20 protein-coding genes are annotated in these 19,350 nt (G+C 41.5%); 11 read left to right on the forward strand and 9 right to left on the reverse strand.

The window, feature by feature from the left end; genetic code table 11:
• Positions 1–185 precede the first annotated feature (185 nt).
• Both J7E38_RS02840 and sda read right to left on the reverse strand, forming a co-directional pair.
• Positions 186–1,094, reverse strand: a complete 909-nt coding sequence (locus J7E38_RS02840) for an NERD domain-containing protein (protein WP_214709030.1) — start codon at positions 1,092–1,094, stop codon at positions 186–188.
• A gap of 406 nt (positions 1,095–1,500) precedes the next feature.
• Entirely contained in the window at positions 1,501–1,635 is a 135-nt protein-coding gene (gene sda / locus J7E38_RS02845) for a sporulation histidine kinase inhibitor Sda (RefSeq protein ID WP_214709028.1), read from the reverse strand.
• Between the two features lie 272 nt (positions 1,636–1,907).
• Between sda and J7E38_RS02850 the strand changes: the two genes are divergently transcribed.
• The 9 genes from J7E38_RS02850 to J7E38_RS02890 all read left to right on the forward strand — a co-directional run bounded on the left by J7E38_RS02850 (position 1,908) and on the right by J7E38_RS02890 (position 9,178).
• On the forward strand, positions 1,908–3,041 hold the full coding sequence (locus J7E38_RS02850) for an MBL fold metallo-hydrolase (RefSeq protein WP_214709026.1): 1,134 nt from the start codon (positions 1,908–1,910) through the stop codon (positions 3,039–3,041).
• A 305-nt stretch (positions 3,042–3,346) separates the two neighbouring features.
• The gene (locus tag J7E38_RS02855; protein ID WP_214709023.1) at positions 3,347–3,916 is read left to right on the forward strand and encodes an FAD-dependent oxidoreductase; all 570 of its coding nucleotides are present in this window, start codon (positions 3,347–3,349) and stop codon (positions 3,914–3,916) included.
• A gap of 147 nt (positions 3,917–4,063) precedes the next feature.
• Positions 4,064–5,704, forward strand: coding sequence for an AMP-binding protein (locus J7E38_RS02860; protein ID WP_215038162.1), 1,641 nt, complete (start codon positions 4,064–4,066; stop codon positions 5,702–5,704).
• Positions 5,705–5,918: 214 nt separating this feature from the next.
• Entirely contained in the window at positions 5,919–6,464 is a 546-nt protein-coding gene (locus J7E38_RS02865; protein WP_214709020.1) for a GNAT family N-acetyltransferase, read from the forward strand.
• A gap of 171 nt (positions 6,465–6,635) precedes the next feature.
• Positions 6,636–6,905, forward strand: a complete 270-nt coding sequence (locus J7E38_RS02870) for a hypothetical protein (RefSeq protein ID WP_144479717.1) — start codon at positions 6,636–6,638, stop codon at positions 6,903–6,905.
• 112 nt (positions 6,906–7,017) lie between these two features.
• A complete protein-coding gene (locus J7E38_RS02875) occupies positions 7,018–7,686 on the forward strand; it encodes an SOS response-associated peptidase (RefSeq protein WP_214709018.1) in 669 nt (222 codons plus the stop codon).
• A 267-nt stretch (positions 7,687–7,953) separates the two neighbouring features.
• A complete protein-coding gene (locus tag J7E38_RS02880; protein WP_214709016.1) occupies positions 7,954–8,157 on the forward strand; it encodes a hypothetical protein in 204 nt (67 codons plus the stop codon).
• Positions 8,158–8,227: 70 nt separating this feature from the next.
• Positions 8,228–8,434: a DUF6501 family protein gene (locus J7E38_RS02885; RefSeq protein WP_214709014.1), complete on the forward strand. Its 207-nt coding sequence runs from the start codon at positions 8,228–8,230 to the stop codon at positions 8,432–8,434.
• A gap of 165 nt (positions 8,435–8,599) precedes the next feature.
• Positions 8,600–9,178 carry a GNAT family N-acetyltransferase gene (locus J7E38_RS02890; protein WP_214709013.1) on the forward strand — a complete coding sequence of 193 codons (579 nt, stop codon included), beginning with the start codon at positions 8,600–8,602 and terminating at the stop codon, positions 9,176–9,178.
• Between the two features lie 70 nt (positions 9,179–9,248).
• On the opposite strand, the gene abc-f is transcribed toward J7E38_RS02890, so the two are convergent.
• The 3 genes from abc-f to J7E38_RS02905 all read right to left on the reverse strand — a co-directional run bounded on the left by abc-f (position 9,249) and on the right by J7E38_RS02905 (position 12,457).
• Entirely contained in the window at positions 9,249–10,967 is a 1,719-nt protein-coding gene (abc-f, locus tag J7E38_RS02895; RefSeq protein WP_214709010.1) for a ribosomal protection-like ABC-F family protein, read from the reverse strand.
• A 414-nt stretch (positions 10,968–11,381) separates the two neighbouring features.
• Positions 11,382–12,152 (reverse strand): membrane protein insertase YidC, encoded by a 771-nt coding sequence (gene yidC / locus J7E38_RS02900; RefSeq protein ID WP_214709008.1) that lies wholly within the window; start codon positions 12,150–12,152, stop codon positions 11,382–11,384.
• A gap of 26 nt (positions 12,153–12,178) precedes the next feature.
• The gene (locus J7E38_RS02905; RefSeq protein WP_214709006.1) at positions 12,179–12,457 is read right to left on the reverse strand and encodes a hypothetical protein; all 279 of its coding nucleotides are present in this window, start codon (positions 12,455–12,457) and stop codon (positions 12,179–12,181) included.
• Between the two features lie 177 nt (positions 12,458–12,634).
• Between J7E38_RS02905 and J7E38_RS02910 the strand changes: the two genes are divergently transcribed.
• Positions 12,635–12,952 carry a hypothetical protein gene (locus J7E38_RS02910; protein ID WP_214709004.1) on the forward strand — a complete coding sequence of 106 codons (318 nt, stop codon included), beginning with the start codon at positions 12,635–12,637 and terminating at the stop codon, positions 12,950–12,952.
• Positions 12,953–13,070: 118 nt separating this feature from the next.
• Positions 13,071–14,654: a cation:proton antiporter gene (locus tag J7E38_RS02915; RefSeq protein ID WP_214709002.1), complete on the forward strand. Its 1,584-nt coding sequence runs from the start codon at positions 13,071–13,073 to the stop codon at positions 14,652–14,654.
• Positions 14,655–14,683: 29 nt separating this feature from the next.
• Here the strand turns inward: J7E38_RS02915 and J7E38_RS02920 are convergent, their stop codons facing one another.
• The 4 genes from J7E38_RS02920 to J7E38_RS02935 form a co-directional block, all read right to left on the reverse strand.
• On the reverse strand, positions 14,684–15,415 hold the full coding sequence (locus J7E38_RS02920) for an urease accessory protein UreH domain-containing protein (protein WP_214709000.1): 732 nt from the start codon (positions 15,413–15,415) through the stop codon (positions 14,684–14,686).
• 92 nt (positions 15,416–15,507) lie between these two features.
• Positions 15,508–16,248, reverse strand: coding sequence for a pyruvate formate-lyase-activating protein (pflA, locus tag J7E38_RS02925; RefSeq protein ID WP_214708998.1), 741 nt, complete (start codon positions 16,246–16,248; stop codon positions 15,508–15,510).
• 76 nt (positions 16,249–16,324) lie between these two features.
• A complete protein-coding gene (gene pflB, locus J7E38_RS02930) occupies positions 16,325–18,550 on the reverse strand; it encodes a formate C-acetyltransferase (protein ID WP_214708996.1) in 2,226 nt (741 codons plus the stop codon).
• Positions 18,551–18,894: 344 nt separating this feature from the next.
• A complete protein-coding gene (locus tag J7E38_RS02935; protein ID WP_214708994.1) occupies positions 18,895–19,344 on the reverse strand; it encodes a cupredoxin domain-containing protein in 450 nt (149 codons plus the stop codon).
• Between the last annotated feature and the right edge of the window lie 6 nt (positions 19,345–19,350).

A 19,350-nucleotide genomic window follows, 5' to 3' on the forward strand; every position in this document is an offset into this window, starting at 1 on the left:
TTGGAGAAGGAAGCCCCAAAGTTGTCAAGAAACTGATGTTATTTTGACAGGTTTGGAGGAGGAAGCCTGAAAGCTGTCAAGAAACTGATGTTATTTTGACAGGTTTGGAGGAGGAAGCCCCAAAGCTGTCAAAAACCCGATGTTATTTTGACAGGTGTTCAAGGAGATAGTCACCAACTCAGTCATCATTCGAAATAAACATCTTTTGTCTTGCCAACTGCTTTATAATTCTTTTTCAAAACCCTCAAGAACGTCCTCTTACTAACCTTCCCATTACACCAATCATAAACATTTTGTGTGGTGATTTTCATTTCAGGAAAAAGCACCTTGATTTCCTCTATATGCCGCAGGATCGCCTTTTCGATTCTTTCATGTGTTCCGCACTTTCCGCAAACGAGGTCGTAATGATCTACCTCTGTATTTAATGACCCACATTGCCGGCAATGCATTCTTTTTTCCAGCTGTTCATATTTGTAATTGGGCAGAGTGGAGAATGGATTTTTAATTTGATGCAATGAAAGTAAGGTTTGAGCGAGTTTCTGGTGGCTCTCGTCCAATTTGGAAGGAATGCTGTTTAGCTCTTTAAGAAATCGGTGTACTTGTGTCGGTAGAATGATGGGTTGGTCCATCGGGGCCTTGTAAAGGGTGAATTCCGGGTTGACGAAGACGACGGTGGCACGGACTAGGTGGTTCATTTTAAGGTTTTGGAGCAGCTGACGGAAAAGGGTTTCGCTTCTTTTCAATTGGATGACAGGATTCTTTTGCTCACGTTTACTATTAAGGGTATACAATTTGTCCCCATCGTAATAATAATCTCCTTCGTGATACTTGATGTCGATTAGATAAACGCCATCTTTACCGATGATCACTTTATCCAGCTGGAAATATGAATTATTCACCTGGAGAAGCAAATCATCAATGATATATCTCTCTTCCGTCAGGTTTTCAGTCATTTTGTCGAAGATTATTTCTCCTATATAACCTTTTTCCAAAGTCCACAGCCTGTACTTTTCTTGTGATTGCAAAACCATTCGTTTGTCTAAATACCGTAAACCGATTAATTCAAATGGCTCGGTGCGTGCTTTAAGTAGCATGGTCCACTTCCTTTCTATAAGTCAATTTTAAGCTAATTACTGGCAGAGATTTGTGAATTTTTTGTTAACATTCTTCCCGCAATAAAAAACCGCTCCACTGCCAATAAGGCAGCAAAGCGGCGGTGTCACTAAGGTTCTTTTAGTTCTTATGTTTTCAATTCCAAATCACTTGCGGCAATGTCACTAGGGTTCTTTCCGTTATTACAGTCTTCAATTAAAAATCACTAGCGCGAATGTCACTAAGTTCTTTCCATAATTACAGTTTTTCATTTCCAGATCACAAACGGCAATGGTCATTAAGCTTTTCAATCGTTTAATTTTCCACCATAAAGCAAAGCGGCAATATCACAATGATACTTATTCATCTTTCTTCAATGACTCTGTCTTGCCTGTTTCCCAAATCTGTTTACCGGTTCTTAAATGGCTTTAGTCCTCTTTTGGAAATTTCCGTTTTTAAAATCTTTGCCCATTCTTTATCACTGTCCGACTTTAATGCATCACGATACGAGACCACCAATTGTTCATTGCTCATAATTTTCATTTGCATTCCTCCTCGGTAAGAATGGATTGAATTTTCAAACTATATTGTATAGTTTCATTCATTGTAAAGGTTTATTAAGAATTTGAAAACCCATTATGAAGATTTTTTTTTAGTAATTTTTTCAATTGCTTGTCTCCGAAAACACCATACGCACATTAGTAAACAAAAAAAGCTTGCAATTTTATTTTCAACGATTTAATATATACCCATAAGGGTATTGGATGGGGATCTAATATCATGACATATCTTTTTACACAGGGAGGAATTTTTAAATGGGTATGCAAGCGATCACTGCTGAAAAACTAAATGAATGGGTAGTTAGCAAGAAGGATTTCTTCATTTTTGATGTAAGAAATGTTAAAGATTTTGAAGACTGGAAGGTTGAGGGTGAGAATATTGATTACCTCAATATCCCTTACTTTGAATTGATTGACGGCGTGGAAGAGGTTGTTGACAAGCTTCCTAAAGATAAGGATATCGTTGTTATTTGCGCCAAGGAAGGTTCTTCAGTCATGGTTGCTGAAATGCTGTCTGATGCAGGTTTTGATGTATCATACCTTTCAGGCGGCATGAAGTCATGGAGCGAATATCTATATCCAGTTGAAGTGTATAAGGATGACAAAATCAAAGTTCTGCAGTTCATCCGTGTGGGCAAAGGCTGTCTATCATACATGGTCCTTTCTGAAAACGAAGCACTGGTTGTTGATCCATCAAGGTTCACAAACCGTTACACTGACGTTGCTGAAGAAGAAAATGTGAAAATCACTCACATCGTTGATTCGCATCTCCATGCTGACCATCTATCCGGCGGCAAGGAACTCGCTGACGTAACTGGAGCAAAATATTATCTAATGAAGAGTGAAGGCGCAGTATTTGACTTTGAAGCGCTGGAACAGCATGATAAAATTGAATTCGAGAACATCACTCTCGAAGTGTTGGCTGTCAAGACGCCTGGGCATACCCCTGGTAGTGTTTCGTTCTTCGTGAATAATAAACTTCTATTCTCAGGAGATACCATCTTCGTAAATGGTCTTGGCCGTCCAGACCTTGGCGGAAAAGCTGCAGAGTGGGCAAAAGACCTGTATGATACTGTGTATAGCAAAGTTTCGCAAATTGCGGATGACGTGATTGTATTGCCAGGACACTACGCTGCCTTTGATGACGAAGTTAATGCGGAAGGTTTCATTGGAAGCCAGCTAGGTTTAATCCGCAAACAAAATGAAATCATGGCAGGCAAGACGATTGAAGAGTTTGTGGATCATGTCGCACAATCTGCATCAAGCGAGACACCGCCAAACTTTGAAGACATCGTTGCAATCAACCGCGGTGTGAAAGAAGTGACAGCAGAAGAAGCAATGGAACTGGAGATCGGTCCAAACCGCTGCGCTGTCCACCACACGCATTAAAAATTAAAGAGGAGAGCACTGCTTTCCTCTTTTTATTGGTTTATGCCATAACGCTTGTGAGGTGAGAATTGTTGGAAGAAGAAAAGAATAAAACGAATCATTGTGCAGGCGGTTCCTGAGGAATTGGACCAAAGCGTACAGGTGATGAAGGACGGGGAAAGTTTTCCGGTTTTCCTCCTATATGACCAGCCACGTACGTATGGCTCCTGGCAGGAGTCATTTATTTGATTTCAAAACTATTTTAAGCCTCCCGATCAGTTAAGGGAGGATACATAATGTTGTAATTGATTTCGGGAGGAATAATTATGTTTGATGTTTTAGTGGTAGGCGGAGGGATTTCAGGTGGTTCTGCAGCCATTTACACTGCCCAGGGAGGCTTGAAAACTGCGGTCATTGATTCTGGAAAATCCCAAATTAAGCAGGTTTCAAAAGTGTTCAATTATCCGGGAATCAAAGAGGTCAGCGGACCAGAGCTGCTAGAAAACATCAAGGACCAGGCAGTTGCGGCGGGGTCTGAATGGTTTGACGGGACAGTACAAGTTGTTGAAAAGAAAGAAAGTGTCTATGAAGTATCAATGGCCGACGGCAGAAAGCTGGAAACGAAGTATCTTGTGATCGCTACCAATCTTCAAACATCCATACTTGAGAGCCTTGGCTTTGAAATGGCTGTAAATGAGAAAGTGCCCAGCGGAAAAATAAAAAAGGTACTTGGCATCGATACGGATGGGAAAACCCATCTTCCAAATCTCTTTATCACGAGCTTGCTCGCGGGCTTGCCAAGTCAGTCGGTCATTGCATCCGGACACGGTGCCTCTGTAGGCATTTCTATTGTGTCTGCAGAGACAGGCAAATCATATATGTGGCATGACAAATGATAAAGCAGGGAAATCTCCCTGTTTTTTTATTTTTTTTAGGAAAAAAGGAAGGAATATTTTTTAAAAAAATTGAATATTCAAACCTAGATGATATAGTAAGTAGCAAACGCTTACAATTTTGCTTAAGGAGGTTAAAGGATGGGGAATTTGCTGCCTTATACTGTAGGGGAGTTACTGGAGGTACAAGCCAAAAAGTATCCGGAACATGAAGCTGTTGTTTATGCAGACAGGAATCTCCGGATGAATTACAAGGAATTTAATGAGCTATGCAGGAAAGCCGCAAGAGGACTGATGAAGCTGGGAGTGAAAAAAGGGGAGCATATCGCTGCCTGGTCTTCCAATACACCAGAATGGGTGGTATCACAGTTTGCTTCAGGGAAAATGGGAGCGGTCCTGGTTACCGTCAATACGAACTACCGGACGGCTGAATTGGAATATTTACTAAAGCAGTCTGATTCGACAACCATCATTCTAATGGAGCAGTTTAAGGATGCTTCTTACATTGATATGGTTTATGAAATTGTTCCTGAACTGAAAACAAGTGAACCGGGAAAGCTTGAAAGCACAAAGCTGCCATTTTTAAAAAATGTCATTGTCATGGGTGAAAAGCGTTTCCCTGGGACATTCAGCTGGCAGGATATTCTGGACATGGCCGATGGTGTTTCTGAGGACGAACTGGACCAGCAGATGGCTGGGTTAAAGCAGAGTGAAGTGATCAACATGCAATACACTTCGGGAACAACAGGTTTCCCCAAGGGTGTGATGCTTACCCACAGCAATATTGTGAACAATGCATATAATGTGGCTTCTGCTATGAAGCTGACTGACGAGGACAGGCTGTGTATCCCGGTTCCGTTTTTTCATTGTTTTGGCTGCGTGATGGGTACACTTGCCTGCGCGACGGTCGGGGCAACAATGGTTCCTGTCCAGGAATTCAGTCCAAAGGCCGTCCTGGAAACGGTCGAAAAAGAAAAGTGTACCGCGCTTCACGGAGTCCCTACGATGTTCATTGCCGAGTTGAATGATCCCGAATTTGAAAAATACGACTTGTCATCATTGAGGACCGGCATCATGGCAGGTTCGAATTGCCCGATTGAGGTAATGAAAGCTGTTAATGAGAAAATGGGAGCTTCTGAAATAACGATTGCCTATGGACAGACAGAATCTTCACCGGTCATCACCCAAACAAGAACGAATGATCCGCTCGAATTAAGGGTAGAAACAGTCGGAAAAGCACTTCCGGAGGTTGAAGTCAAAATTGTCAAACCTGGCACGATGGAGGAGGTTCCACGCGGAGTCCAGGGTGAATTATGCACACGAGGCTATCATGTCATGGATGGATATTATAAAAATCCTGATGCAACCAGGGAGGCAATCGATGAAGCAGGATGGCTTCACACGGGAGATCTTGCAGTAATGGATGAAAACGGATATTGCCGTGTGACCGGACGATTAAAGGATATGATCATCAGGGGCGGGGAAAACATCTACCCGCGCGAAATCGAAGAATTTCTATACAGCCATCCTAAGGTGCTTGATGTCCAGGTAGTCGGAATACCGGATAGTGTTTATGGCGAGGAAGTGATGGCATGGATCATCATGAAAGAAGGGGAGAAGGCCACAGCAGATGAAATCAAAGAATACTGCAAAGGCAAAATCTCAAAACACAAAATCCCAAGGTATATTGAATTCACTGAAAGCTACCCTATGACAGCCTCGGGTAAAATCCAGAAATTCAAGCTAAGGGAACAAGCTATGGAAGCCGTGGAACAGTTCAAAAGAGTATAAATAGGAAAGGATGGAATCAAAAGATTCCGTCCTTTTTCAATTGGTTATTATTTTTGCTAATCCTAAGGAAAAATCACTAGAAATATTAGCTGGAGCATATTCAAGAACAGTTCGATAAGCAACAAACCTTGGTGAAAACAAACTTAATAAAAAGATGTACAATTCTCCATCCAAAGTTTAAAATCATAAAGCAGGAAATTTTTGGAGGTAACCGATGCTGATAACTGAGAGAGTAAAGAGTGTTAAAAACCTGACTTATACTATCAGATCTGCTGTTGAGGCAGATGGGGAGGCATTATCTGATTTAAGGCTGCAAATTGATGGGGAAACCGAAAACCTGGACCGTGAACCAGGAGAAGCCTTTATTGATTCAAAGGGTTTTCAATCATTAATTAAGGCTGATTCAGAGAGTGAGAGAAATCTATTTTTAGTGGCAGAAACGGATGGAAGGCTTGTCGGTTTTTCGAGGTGTGAAGGGACGGATTTGAAGAGATTCAAACATAAGGTTGAGTTTGGTGTAGGAGTCTTAAAGGAATTCTGGGGCTTTGGAATTGGAAAAAACCTTTTGCAGGAATCGATATCATGGGCTGATGAAAATGGAATCAAAAAAATGACATTGAATGTAATGGAAACAAATGAAGGTGCAAGGAAGCTCTATGAAAAACTTGGCTTCGAAGTCGAGGGTATCTTGAAGAATGATAAGCAGCTCGCCGATGGAAAATATTATAATATGCTCGTAATGGGGCGTATGCACTTTTAATTATAAAAATTAGCAAATTATAAATACGAAATTACGAAATTTACAACATCTTTTTGAACATTTTGTTACAACTCCAATGGTGATATATTAATTAATACCATTACTCCCTATAATATAGTGTATACACTCGTACCTGTAACTGCAGGCATGAGAAAATGGGGGTCTGGTCGCATGAAATGGCTATTGGTTTTATTACTGACGACCATTAGTGTTTTATTTTTATTTAAAGGGCTCGAACTTTGGTCGGTCATTAACCATGTGGATGGAAATGGGATAAGGGTAAGCTTTTTGGGATTGGATATTAATGATCATGTATTGAATGAAAGTATATCAGGCTATGCGCTTGGGTTTACCATAGCATCGCTCATTCCTTTCCTGGTTGCGGCAAATATTGCGCTTAAAGCGAAAATCAAAAAGAACATAGATCCAAAAAATGTTTAAAGTAGCCTGGCTCAATAGAAGCTGGGCTTATTTTTTTCTATAGGTAGGAATACGTTACTTTCTGAAAAGCAAAGGGAATGATAAGAACAGTATATAGAATGGAGGAGACATAATGTGTGGACGGTTTTCTTTATTTGAAGACATCAACTCTCTGAAGGAACAATTTCAATTCGAATTCCCAGAGGACATAGATGCCCGATATAACATTGCTCCCGGTCAGGACATTCTGACCGTAGTTGATCAAGGGGAAGGCAGGATTGGAGGGACAATGAGATGGGGGCTGATCCCTTTCTGGGCAGATGATGAAAAAATCGGTTACAGGATGATCAATGCACGCGCTGAGACAGTCGATGAAAAAGCGAGCTTTAAGCAGGCGCTGAAACAAAGACGGTGTCTGATACTGGCTGATGGATTTTACGAATGGAAAAAAGAAGGAAAACAAAAACAGCCATATCGTTTTAGCTTGAAGAACAGGAAGCCCTTTGCTTTTGCGGGACTGTGGGAAAGCTGGAATAAAGGAGATAGGAGCATTACTTCCTGCACAATCATTACGACAAACCCGAATGAAGTCACTGAAAAGGTACATGACAGAATGCCCGTCATCCTTCCGGAAAACAAGATCGGGATGTGGCTTGACACTTCGATTGAAAACACAGATGAACTCAAAAAACTTTTGGTTCCTTATGAGGCAGGGCAGATGGACTCTTATACGGTATCCACTGAAATCAACTCTGCAAAAAATGAAGGGAAAGCACTCATTGCCCCACTAAACAGTCTATAATGCAGATGCTGGTTCGTTCATACTAAGTGAAATTTAAAGTGTCTGTTATCATATAAGTTGTTTTTTCATACCTGTGTGTCTCGATTGGAAAATCGGAAGCACATAAGTAGGAAAGCTAGCTATTTTAAAAAAGCCTGTACAAAAAACAAGCACCAATCTTAAGAAAAATTTACCTTTTTCGCAGGATGTTTAATACAAGTCTTGATGGTGGTATAGATAGGCACAGCCAAACACCAAGATGAAAACATCCTGGAAAGAGGGGTTCACATGAAGGGATTTACCAAAACAGATTTTTATGAGCTGATTTATAAGAATGAACGGCTATCTTTCTTACAATATATTCGAAAAGATATCATTTGTGATGTTTGTTATATAACGTTGAAAAATGTGATTACAGGTGAAACCATGACATTCGATAAATCGGAAATTCGCGGGTTGCGGATCGCTGGTGACGAGGCGAATGCGAGCTGAGTATTGCCTTTTCGATCATCTTATCCTTATACTATATAGTATGAAATTCAATTAAGGGAAGTGGCATAGGATGATCCATACAAACTGGCATGAACGTGAAACAATCAAGAAACTCAAATGCGTTCATACGAATGCAAAAAAATACATCGTCAATCAAAAGCTGACAACAGGAAAAGTATATGACGTGAAAAATGAAACGGAAGAGTTTTATTTCATTGTCGACAATTCCGGTAAAGTTGGCGGATATTATAAAGAGTATTTTGATGAAGTGAAGTAAGACAATGACTGCCCAGTATGCTGGGCAGTTTTTGTTTGTAAAATAGTTATGCGAAGTACTTGGATCATGATAACAAGATGTATGAGGGAAATTAAAAAAAGCACTCCTTGAATATGTTTTTCAATGATATGATTATGAAATACAGACTATTAGGGAGTGGGGAATATGGACGATAGGCTTACACTGGAGGGAGAAACAGTAAGATTGATTCTTATGAAACCCGACCAGCTGGATGACTTATGGGAAGCGGCCAAGAATCAGTCAATCTGGGAATTTACATCATCAAAGATCCAAAGCAAGGAAGATATGAAAATAGTAATTGAAGGTGCGATGAGGGAAAAGGACAAAGGGATACAAATTCCTTTCACAGTCGTAGAGAAAAAAACGGAAAAAATCATTGGCAGCTCAAGATATCTGGATATTTCCAAAGTAAATAAATCATTGGAAATAGGCTGGACCTGGTACAATCCAAATTACTGGAGAACAAGAGTGAATACAGAAACAAAATTCCTCATGCTTCAGTATGCGTTTGAAAATTTGGATGTAAACAGGGTACAGTTTTGTACCGATTCAAGGAATGTCCGCTCCCAAACTGCGATTGCCCGTCTAGGTGCCAGTAAAGAGGGTGTGCTCAGGAAACATCGAATCATCGCCGATGGCTATGTAAGAGATACCGTTGTCTTCAGTATCATCAATGATGAGTGGTTAAAGGTGAAAGCTTTGCTGGAGGAGAAAATGAAATAAAGCTTAATCATAAGAAGTCTGCATCCAAAACAAAAAAGCACCGAATGGTGCTTTTTTGTCTTAAAAGTTGTTAAGCCAATTCCCTTTTCTTCCTAAAGAGCTCTGTCAGCTTCTGGTCGAGTTCTTCATAACCAGGCTCATCCCTCGTCATGTAGGAGAGCCTGCCGATAATGGCATTGATTTCATTCTGCAGGACCATCAGTTGTTCTTCTTTTTCCTTATCGTTAACCTTTTTTACGGTGGACTCATTGTATTCCTTCATGCCAAATTCTTTCCTGGTTATTTTTCTGTTTTCAATCACCAATAGTTTGTCGCTGATCTTCTCAAGAAAATAAATATCATGCGAAACAACCAGAAGCGAGCCTTGAAAATCTAATAAAGTTTTTTCGAGGCTCTCTCTGCTTGCGAGGTCGAGATGATTAGTTGGTTCGTCCAGGATCAGCAAATCGAGTTCCTCAAGGAGCATCATGACAAGCTTCACTCTGGTTCTCTCTCCAAGACTTAATTGACCGATTGGGACAGTAAGCTTTTCTTCAGGGAGTCCGATATTGGCAAAAATCGTTCTTGCTCTGCCGACAGCTGCTCGGTCTGTAAGTCCTGTGTATTCCATTGCCGTTTTTACAGCAGGAAGGTCAGTAACGTCCTGGCTTAGGTAGCCAATCTTCAGGGATTCACTGAGCCAAACATCCCCTGATGAGGCTTTTTCTTGACCAAGCAATATTTTCATCATGGTTGTTTTACCGCTCCCATTTTGGCCAATCAGTCCTATTTTTTCACCATGATTCATATAAAAATAGCTTTGATCAAATAAACAGCGATGGCCAAAGTACTTTGAAAGAGCAGCGGCTTCGATAATCCGTTTCCCGCGTTTTCGCCTTTCCTGGAATTCGAACTGTACTTTTGATTCCTCTTTAGGCTGCTTTATTTCATTCTTTTCAAGCTCCTGGTTCAGACGCTTCATTTTGGATTTGATTTGATTATCCATCTTCTTCGCTTTCATCCGATGGTATTCCTTATAACCAATCTGCCTTCTTTCCGAAGCTGAGCCTTGTTTCGTCGAATCCCGATGCGCTTTATCTGACCAGCCCTTGAGATTGGCAATTTGCTGTTGGATCTGCTGTTTTTGTTTTTGCTGAAGTTCGTATTGATGCAGCTGAACCTGAAACAATCTTTCCTTTTCCTGACGGTAGGCTGAATAATTGCCAGTGAATGATTTGGTGATGCCATCTTCTATTTCAACGACTTCTGTAATGGTCCTGTCCAGGAAATATCGATCGTGAGAAATAATTACAATGGCTCCTTTAAAAGCGCTTAATTCCTCAATCAGCCATTCAACACCCTGAAGGTCAAGGTGATTGGTCGGCTCATCCAGTATGAGCAGTTCTGGCCTGCTGGCCCAGACACCGGCAAGCGAAAGTTTCAGTTTTTCACCGCCGCTTAAATTTGTCCATTCTTCGTTGAATAAATCAACTTCCTTTGTGAGTCCTAACTGGCTTGAATGATGGAAGAGGCCATTTTCTGCAAGGGAATAGGCATCTTCCGTTTCATGTAACGCTTGATCTGTAGATTGTTTTAAATAACCGATTTTTAAAGCGCCGTTAAACATTTCGATTGTACCTTTATCAGCGTGGATTTCCCCGTTGATAATATTGGCCAGCGTTGTTTTGCCGGCGCCATTACTGCCTACCAGGCCGATTCGGCTGTCTTGTTTTATATCAAACTCTGCATTTTGGATTATTTGTTTTTCGTTGAAGCTTTTCTGAATTCCTCTTATTTTCATGATTGCCATAGGAATATTCCACCTTTCGTTATATGACTATTGATTGAAGGTGAGTATTTTATCCATTAAAAAAACCTCCCAGGTGTCCTGGAAGGCTCTGCTTGGCATTCAGACCAGATTTAAACGCCAAAAATAGGCATGGCGACCCCTGGGGCTGCATGCATTGATTGGACGTATAAATAGATGGGGAATGGCAAATGGGCAGACTAATCCTATTTCCAGGCACGCGTTTTTTCGTATTTGAAAAATCGGGCAGAAAATAAGATTAGTATTTCATCGGCTCTTTACCATTCCCTTCGGATTTCATTAAGTAAAAGTATAACTCCACAAATCCATAGGTGTCAACCATAATATTCCACTTATCAACAAATTTACAAGCTCTTAAAAAAAAGCCCGGGAAAGTGAATCCCAGGCGTTACTATTTTAAAGCTGATGTTCAACTTTTATGGTATTTTCTTTCTTTCCATAGATCTTTCTCCCAAGGAGTGTTTGCAGGATTAGAAAGGTTCCGCCTATCGTCCAGTAAAGGGGAAGTGCGGAAGGCGCATTTAATGAGAACATGACAATCATAACCGGAGACATGAGCCCCATTAATTTCATTTGCTTTTTCTGATCCTCGGTAACATTTGACATCGATACCTTAAACTGCAGGTAATAGATGATTCCGGCTGCTGCTGTGATCCATATATCAGAATGACCGAGATTGAACCAGAGGAAAGAGTGGCTGGCTATTTCGGAAGATCCACGGATAGCATAGTATAATCCCATCAGAATCGGCATTTGGATGAGCATTGGCAGACAGCCGATAGATAGTGGATTCACACCGTGTTTTTGATATAGGCCCATCATTTCCTGCTGTAGCTTCCGCTGTTCGGCAGGATCCTTTGTTTGTTTAAGCTTCTTTTGTATTTCGTCCATTTCTGGTTTCAGTACTTCCATCTTGTCTTTCATATTCTGCTGGTTCTTATACTGTTTAAGCATAAGCGGCATTAAGGTCAGTCTTATGAGCATGGTAATCAAGATGATTGCAATCCCATAGCTTCCCCCTGTAACGCTTGCAAAGAAATGGATCAGCCAGGTGAAGGGATTGATGAATGTTGTCTGGAAAAAGGACCCATCGCTAGTCATAGCCTGGCATCCGGTTAATAGTGTCGGTATAAGAAGTACCATCATCATGGTGAATCGATTTTTCATTTTTCTCCTCCTAATTTTCAGGTTGTTCACATGAGGAGAAAAATACTGTCTTCATCACCTGGGTCTATTTTTATTTTTATCCGCTTAAGGAGCAGGAGCTGAAACCTTGTTCCGAGTTCAGCTTTAATTTTAAACGCTTTTTCAGAAACGGATGGCTTAAGTCTGATTTGTAAAAAATAAGATTCGATATAAGAGGTATCATTCATTGCCCATAGGACGGACATTGACATGCTAATGAGCAAAGTTAAATAAACACTATACATTGCTGTTGCTTCAATCGACTGAGCGTAAATCTCCATAAGCATGCCATCACCTCTTTTCTTTCATTAATCAAGTATATTTTAAAATCCCGCTTTTAACAATCTGTATATATACGAATTTAAATGGAAAAAGTTCCAATTCCCATATACTGGAGGTTTCAAGAGTGGAAGGAGTGGCTAATTATATAGAACAAACTTGCCAATTCGAAAGGGGCAGCAACTATGAAAAAAGTATATGGATTAATGGTCAATGCAGGTGACGCTGATGAAATGCTCTGGGACCATGGCGTATGGGAAACAGAAGAAGCAGCGAATGAATATATTGAAAATGAAATGTCAACAATCAGTGGTGTCTGGGTAGGTGAACTGAAAGTCAATGACGGAATCCCGGAAGCAGCTGAACATTCAGAAGAGGAAATGGTAGAGTGTGACTTATGTGGAATCGAGTATAATCCAGAAGATGTGAATACCGAAGACTACGAAGAAGCGGTGTGTCTGTACTGTGAGCCAGGGTATAAGGAAAATATGAATATAGCGTAATATTCAAAGCCATGGTATGAATCCATGGCTTTCTCTTTTTTAAAATGATGTAAAAAAGTTTTTATAAGGAGAAGAAAAGGGGGAAATTAGAAGTAGTATAAGGATTGGAGTGAGTTTATTGCAGGAAGTGAATCTGCATGAAATATTTCAGACTGGATTCTTTTTAATCTTGATTGCAGCGGGGATTACTGCGATAGCCAAGAAGGTTAAACAGCCCTATCCTATTGCCCTTGTCATCGTTGGTGCTTTAATTGGCTTATTGAATATACCTTTACTAGAGCCATTGAAGATGTTCATTACAGAAGGGGAAATCTTTTATTTTGTCATCATAACTTTATTTCTTCCTGCGCTGCTTGGGGAAGCGGCATTAAAACTGCCATTTTCCCATTTGAAGGAAAATAAAGAGCCGATTCTTGCATTGGCCTTTGGCGGTACATTGCTGTCTTTTCTGCTAATAGGATTCACAGCTCACTATTTTATGGGGCTTTCGCTGCCTGCTGCATTTGTTTTCGGAGCCCTGATGAGTGCGACGGACCCCGTAAGTGTCCTTTCTATTTTTAAAAGTGTGGGTGTGAAAAAGCGGCTGGCAGTCGTCATCGAAGGAGAAAGCTTGTTCAATGATGGGCTGGCAGTAGTCCTTTTCAAAATTTCTGCCTTTTCGTTGATTACATACATGGACGCCGGCTGGTCCGGTCTTGGCTTGGGACTATGGGATTTTATCCGGGTTGTTTGCCTCGGGCTGATCATAGGAGGGGCACTGGGCTATGGATTTTCCCTTTTGACGAAGTATTTTGATGATTATCCATTGGAAATCATCTTCAGTATCCTCTTATTTTATGGCTCTTTTTTGATCGCAGAAAGCGTGCATGCTTCTGGTGTCATAGCGGTTGTAGTTGCAGCATTGATCTTTGGCAATTTCGGTTCCAGGATAGGGATGAGCCCGACTACAAAATTGAACATCAATAATTTTTGGGATGTTGCTGCCCTTTTGGCGAATTCGATTGTGTTCTTGATGATCGGACTGGAGATAACGCGAATCGACATGCAGGATAAGTGGGGGATGATCCTCCTTGCCATTGTCCTTGTTCTGATTGCCCGCAGTGCAGCTGTGTATGTTAGCATGTCTGTCATAAAGAATTTCAGCGTGAATTGGAAACATATTTTAAATTGGGGAGGGCTGAAGGGTTCGTTATCCATCGCCCTTGTTTTGAGTCTGCAGAGGGACTTCCAGGGGAGAGAGGAACTATTGATTCTGGCCTTCAGTGTTGTGCTCTTTTCTCTTGTCGTTCAAGGCTTGACCATTAAGCCTCTCATTTCTTTCCTCGGTGTCAACAAAAAAGAAGAAGTATATCTTGAATACGAGCAGCTGCTTTCAAAAATTTACAGATATGAAACAGCCATGAAAGAAATGAGGGAAGCAAAAGGAAGGTACTATCTGACAAAGACGATTACGGATGAATATGTCCAGAAATATCAACAAAAACTGGAAATAGCAATTGCTGAAATGGATGAATTGTATCGAAGGAAGCCTGAACTGAAGGATAAGCAAACCGAAACATTGCGGAAAGTTGTTTTCTATGCAGAACATGAGGCTGTTGATAAACTGTCCAAGGAAGAAATCATCTCTTCAGAAACAGCGGAAAAAGAACGAAAAGAACTGACAGAGGCTTTAGACGATTTGTCACATGATAAAGAAGGCTGACTTGCATGTCAGCCTTTTCGCTGTGTATTCTACATCCAATAAGTCAAAGTATCCATGATCCCGACCAGGATCAAAATATACCCTGCTGCAGTCTGTACTAAAGCTCCAAATTTGCGGCTTTTTTTCATCAAGGAACCATCAAGGCCCATTAAAGAGATGATTGCAGCAAATATAATCAGCGGGATGGAAGTGCCTGCTCCAAAAACGGCCGGAAGTACTGCGCCATATGATGAACTGAGCACAATGGGCATGAGAGTGAAAAAGAACAGGGAAAACATGGTTGGACAGAATGCGATGGAAAAGCTCGCACCCATTAAAAACGAGCCTATCTTGCCGCTGCCTCTCCATTCAGGCAGGATAGAAGTTAAGCGACTGATCCAATTGAAGGCAAAGAAGCCTATAAGGGAGAGGCCAATCAGGATGAACAGTGGGCCCATTAATTTTCGGAACCAGGAAAAGAATTCTGGCAGCATTTGCTGAAAGCTGTGTCCAACCAGCCAGACAGCGAGCCCAAGCAGGGAAAAGACCGTAATTTTGCCGAGGATGAAAAAGGACATTTCCGCCCAATGGCTCTTCGCCTGCAAACTGCGATTTCCATAGTACGTGATGGCTCCTATATTGGCTGACAGCTGACATGGAGCAAGGGCACCAACAAGCCCCAGCAGGAAGCTTGCCAGTAAAGGGATTTGTTCCGTCTGATTCACCAGAGTAAAAAAAGGACTGCTTAAAAAGTTGCTGATCTCCGAAAGCAATTGATACATCAATAAATCCTCCAAAAAAGGTATTAACCTGATGATACTAGAAAAATATCAAGAAGCTATGCAGAAAAAACAGCAGGAAAGAATTCCTGCTGTCATTTAAATGTTGTCTTGGCTGTTAGAAGGTTGTAAGCCCTCTCGACCTCATCATCTGCTGGAGGTTCCACATCTTTTAGCGGATATTCAAGCCCCAATGTCTCCCATTTATACACTCCTAGTTTGTGGTAAGGCAGTACTTCTAATTTGTATACGTTTTCCAAAGTGCCAATGAACGCCCCCAATTCTGTGAGATCCTCAATATCATTGGTCACCCCGGGTACCAGAACGTGCCGAATCCACACAGGGACACTATTCTGTGATAAGTAGCGGGCGAAATCAAGAATATGTTCATTAGCCATGCCTGTCAGCTTGATATGTTTCTTTCTGTTAATATGTTTTAAGTCCAGGAGAATTAAATCTGTATATCTCAAAAGTTCGGCAAGCTGTTCCTGGAAAAGGGGAGCGCTTGAGTAACATCCACCTGAGGAATCAATTGTAGTATGGACTCCCAGTTTTTTGCACTCCTTGAAAAGCTCGGTGATAAAAGGGATTTGCAACAGGGGCTCGCCACCGCTTACTGTAATTCCCCCACCAGAGGCTTCGATAAAAGGCAGATAAGACTTCAAATCATCAATAATTTCGGAAACAGACATTTGTTTGCCTGTGCCAATCTCCCAGGTATCTGCGTTATGGCAAAACTGGCAGCGCAGCAGGCACCCCTGCGTGAAGATGACATAGCGGATTCCGGGTCCGTCTACAGTTCCAAAGGTTTCGATAGAATGAATGTTTCCGTTCATGATGATTTCTCCTTTCAATAAAACAGGAGCCGCCGTCATCGGGGAGGGTGACTCCTGTTCAGTTCACAAGTGATGTTTACATTGTTTCGTGGAAAGTACGGTTAATGACATCCATCTGCTGCTCACGTGTCAGCTTGATGAAGTTCACGGCGTATCCAGAAACACGGATTGTCAACTGAGGGTACTCTTCAGGATGTTCCATTGCATTTAGTAGAGTTTCCCTGTTGAATACGTTGACGTTCAGATGATGTCCATCCTTGATTGCATATCCGTCAAGGATGGATACAAGGTTGTTTGTTCTGCTGTCTTCATCTTTTCCAAGCGCTTTAGGCACAATGGAGAAAGTGTTAGAGATGCCATCCATCGCATAGCTGTAAGGCAGTTTTGCTACTGATGACAGGGAAGCGAGTGTTCCTTTTGTATCACGGCCGTGCATTGGGTTTGCACCTGGTGCGAACGGTTCACCTGCTCGGCGTCCATCTGGTGTATTGCCAGTCTTCTTGCCATATACAACGTTTGAAGTAATGGTCAGGATCGACATAGTATGGACAGAGTTGCGATATGTCGGATGCTTGCGCAGTTTTGTCATGAAGTTTTTCACGAGTTCAACCGCAATGCTGTCAACACGGTCATCATTATTTCCATACTTAGGGAAGTCGCCTTCAGTTTCAAAATCAACGGCAATGCCGTTTTCGTCACGGATAACTTTTACCTTTGCATGCCTGATTGCGCTCAATGAATCGGCTACGACACTTAATCCTGCAATCCCGGTTGCCATGGTACGAAGGACTTCTGTATCATGCAGAGCCATTTCAATCCGTTCGTAGCTGTATTTATCATGCATGTAGTGAATGACATTGAGAGTGTTGATGTAAAGGCCGGCAAGCCATTCCATCACATTATCGAATTTGGCCATAACTTCTTTGTAGTCAAGCACATCGGAAGTGATCGGGCTGAAGGCTGGTGCAACCTGTACTTTAAGTTTTTCATCGACACCGCCATTGATTGCGTAAAGCAAAGCTTTTGCCAGGTTGGCACGGGCGCCGAAGAATTGCATCTGCTTTCCGATTTCCATCGCGGATACGCAACAGGCGATCCCGTAGTCATCACCATATTCACAGCGCATCAAATCGTCGTTTTCATACTGGATTGAACTGGTTTTAATGGACATTTCAGCACAGTATTTCTTGAAGTTTTCTGGCAGGGCAGGGGACCATAACACGGTAAGGTTAGGCTCCGGTGCAGGACCAAGGTTATCAAGAGTGTGAAGGAACCGGAAAGAGTTCTTCGTTACAAGTGATTGTCCGTTATGTGCCATTCCGCCGATTGATTCAGTCACCCAGGTAGGGTCCCCGCTGAATAACTCGTTGTAATCAGGCGTGCGTGCGAATTTCACGAGACGAAGCTTCATGACAAAATGGTCGACAAGCTCCTGTGCCTCTTGTTCAGTCAGGGTGCCATTTTGAAGATCGCGTTCAATATAGATATCCAGGAAGGTCGCGACGCGTCCGAGACTCATTGCTGCACCATTCTGTTCTTTGATTGCTGCAAGATATGCAAAGTAGACCCATTGGAAAGCTTCCGCTGCATTGGTTGCTGGTTTTGAAATATCATAGCCATAGCTCTGTGCAAGCTGCTTCAATTCATTCAATGAACGGTATTGCTCCGAGATTTCTTCTCTCAGTCGCATAGTGTCCTCAGTCATTACGCTGCTTGTCGTTCCATGGTCTTTCTTCTTTTGCTCCATAAGGAAGTCAACACCATAAAGAGCTACACGACGATAGTCACCGATGATTCGGCCGCGGCCATAAGCATCTGGCAAGCCAGTGATGATGCCAGCTTTACGAGCCTGGAGCATTTCTTTTGTATATACATCGAAAACACCCTGGTTATGAGTTTTACGGAAGTCTGTGAAAATCTTTTCTACTTCTTTATCCAATTCATAACCATATGCCTCGCATGCGGCCTTAGCCATACGAATTCCGCCAAAAGGCTGCATAGACCTTTTAAATGGCTGATCTGTCTGGAAACCGACAACCTTTTCTTTTGATTTATCAAGATAGCCTGGGCCATGTGAAGTAATGGTGGAAACCACTTCAGTATCCATATCAAGGATCCCGCCGTTTTCTCGCTCCTGTTTTGTCAATTCCATTACTTGCTGCCATAATTGGAGTGTTTCCTCAGTTGCACCTTCAAGGAAGCTTGAGTCCCCGGTATATTCAGAGAAGTTCTTCAGGATAAAATCGCGGACATTGATTTCTTCTTGCCAAGCGCCATTTTTAAAGCCTTTCCATTGTTCCATTTTGGTTCACCTCTAAAGTAGATGTTTGTATAACAGTTACCACACTATTATCATACTACGAATGTAACAGAATGAGTGTGACGTATTTGTGAAATTATGAACAAAACGATTAAAACGTGACTTAGTTAATTTTTCGTAGGATGTGTAAAAAAACTGTACTATAATTAATTTCGATTTTGATTAGTCTGTTATATAAAATATACTTATGTATTTAATGCTAACAGGAAATATTTACACTGTGTCTATAGTGATTTGTATGTTTTGTGTCAATTTGTAATATTAGTGAGAAAGCAGCTCCCAATTAAAAGAAAGAACAGGAATCGAATTCCTGTTTTCGGATGGATCTAATCCACTACAATATAAGCAATCATCGGCCCGTTATGTTCCGCTGAAGGGTGGGTAAGGCAGATCAGCCTGTATGTTCCTTCCTTGTCAAATTGCAAAGGTACAACAGTTTCCTCGCCTTTTTTAACAACTCCCTTGATTTCTGTTCCTTCAATGATGAAAGGATGTTCCTTGCCGTTCACCCCAAGTATATTTAGGCTCACCTTTTCGCCCTTTTCAATGAAGATGGTGCCCGGGTCCCAGCGGTATGCTTCAATTTCTTTACCGTCGTCGGTTTTCGACTTGAATTCTCCTGTCACCAGGTGTATTTCCCTGGTTTGTTCATTCTGTCCGCCAATAGCTGGAGTTGCATCAGGATTTAGGTTCAACCATATTGAGCCGATGATGAAAATGAAGACAATTAGGCCGATTAAATATAAAGTCCTTCTTTTAAATACAAAGAAATGCATGTTTTC

The sequence above is a fragment of the Bacillus sp. ISL-35 genome, assembly GCF_018613355.1.
Taxonomy (GTDB): Bacteria; Bacillota; Bacilli; order Bacillales; family Cytobacillaceae; genus Mesobacillus.

What these genes read in the sequence shown, in the direction of transcription:
- J7E38_RS02920 (WP_214709000.1), bottom strand. Translation starts at nt 15,415, where the DNA reads ATGTATCAATTGCTTTCGGAGATCAGCAACTTTTTAAGCAGTCCTTTT.
- J7E38_RS02840 (WP_214709030.1), bottom strand. Translation starts at nt 1,094, where the DNA reads ATGCTACTTAAAGCACGCACCGAGCCATTTGAATTAATCGGTTTACGG.
- J7E38_RS02890 (WP_214709013.1), top strand. Translation starts at nt 8,600, where the DNA reads ATGGACGATAGGCTTACACTGGAGGGAGAAACAGTAAGATTGATTCTT.
- J7E38_RS02865 (WP_214709020.1), top strand. Translation starts at nt 5,919, where the DNA reads ATGCTGATAACTGAGAGAGTAAAGAGTGTTAAAAACCTGACTTATACT.
- J7E38_RS02855 (WP_214709023.1), top strand. Translation starts at nt 3,347, where the DNA reads ATGTTTGATGTTTTAGTGGTAGGCGGAGGGATTTCAGGTGGTTCTGCA.
- yidC (WP_214709008.1), bottom strand. Translation starts at nt 12,152, where the DNA reads ATGAAAAATCGATTCACCATGATGATGGTACTTCTTATACCGACACTA.
- pflA (WP_214708998.1), bottom strand. Translation starts at nt 16,248, where the DNA reads ATGAACGGAAACATTCATTCTATCGAAACCTTTGGAACTGTAGACGGA.
- J7E38_RS02870 (WP_144479717.1), top strand. Translation starts at nt 6,636, where the DNA reads ATGAAATGGCTATTGGTTTTATTACTGACGACCATTAGTGTTTTATTT.
- J7E38_RS02885 (WP_214709014.1), top strand. Translation starts at nt 8,228, where the DNA reads ATGATCCATACAAACTGGCATGAACGTGAAACAATCAAGAAACTCAAA.
- J7E38_RS02905 (WP_214709006.1), bottom strand. Translation starts at nt 12,457, where the DNA reads ATGCTTATGGAGATTTACGCTCAGTCGATTGAAGCAACAGCAATGTAT.
- J7E38_RS02880 (WP_214709016.1), top strand. Translation starts at nt 7,954, where the DNA reads ATGAAGGGATTTACCAAAACAGATTTTTATGAGCTGATTTATAAGAAT.
- sda (WP_214709028.1), bottom strand. Translation starts at nt 1,635, where the DNA reads ATGAAAATTATGAGCAATGAACAATTGGTGGTCTCGTATCGTGATGCA.
- J7E38_RS02875 (WP_214709018.1), top strand. Translation starts at nt 7,018, where the DNA reads ATGTGTGGACGGTTTTCTTTATTTGAAGACATCAACTCTCTGAAGGAA.
- abc-f (WP_214709010.1), bottom strand. Translation starts at nt 10,967, where the DNA reads ATGGCAATCATGAAAATAAGAGGAATTCAGAAAAGCTTCAACGAAAAA.
- pflB (WP_214708996.1), bottom strand. Translation starts at nt 18,550, where the DNA reads ATGGAACAATGGAAAGGCTTTAAAAATGGCGCTTGGCAAGAAGAAATC.
- J7E38_RS02910 (WP_214709004.1), top strand. Translation starts at nt 12,635, where the DNA reads ATGAAAAAAGTATATGGATTAATGGTCAATGCAGGTGACGCTGATGAA.
- J7E38_RS02935 (WP_214708994.1), bottom strand. Translation starts at nt 19,344, where the DNA reads ATGCATTTCTTTGTATTTAAAAGAAGGACTTTATATTTAATCGGCCTA.
- J7E38_RS02850 (WP_214709026.1), top strand. Translation starts at nt 1,908, where the DNA reads ATGGGTATGCAAGCGATCACTGCTGAAAAACTAAATGAATGGGTAGTT.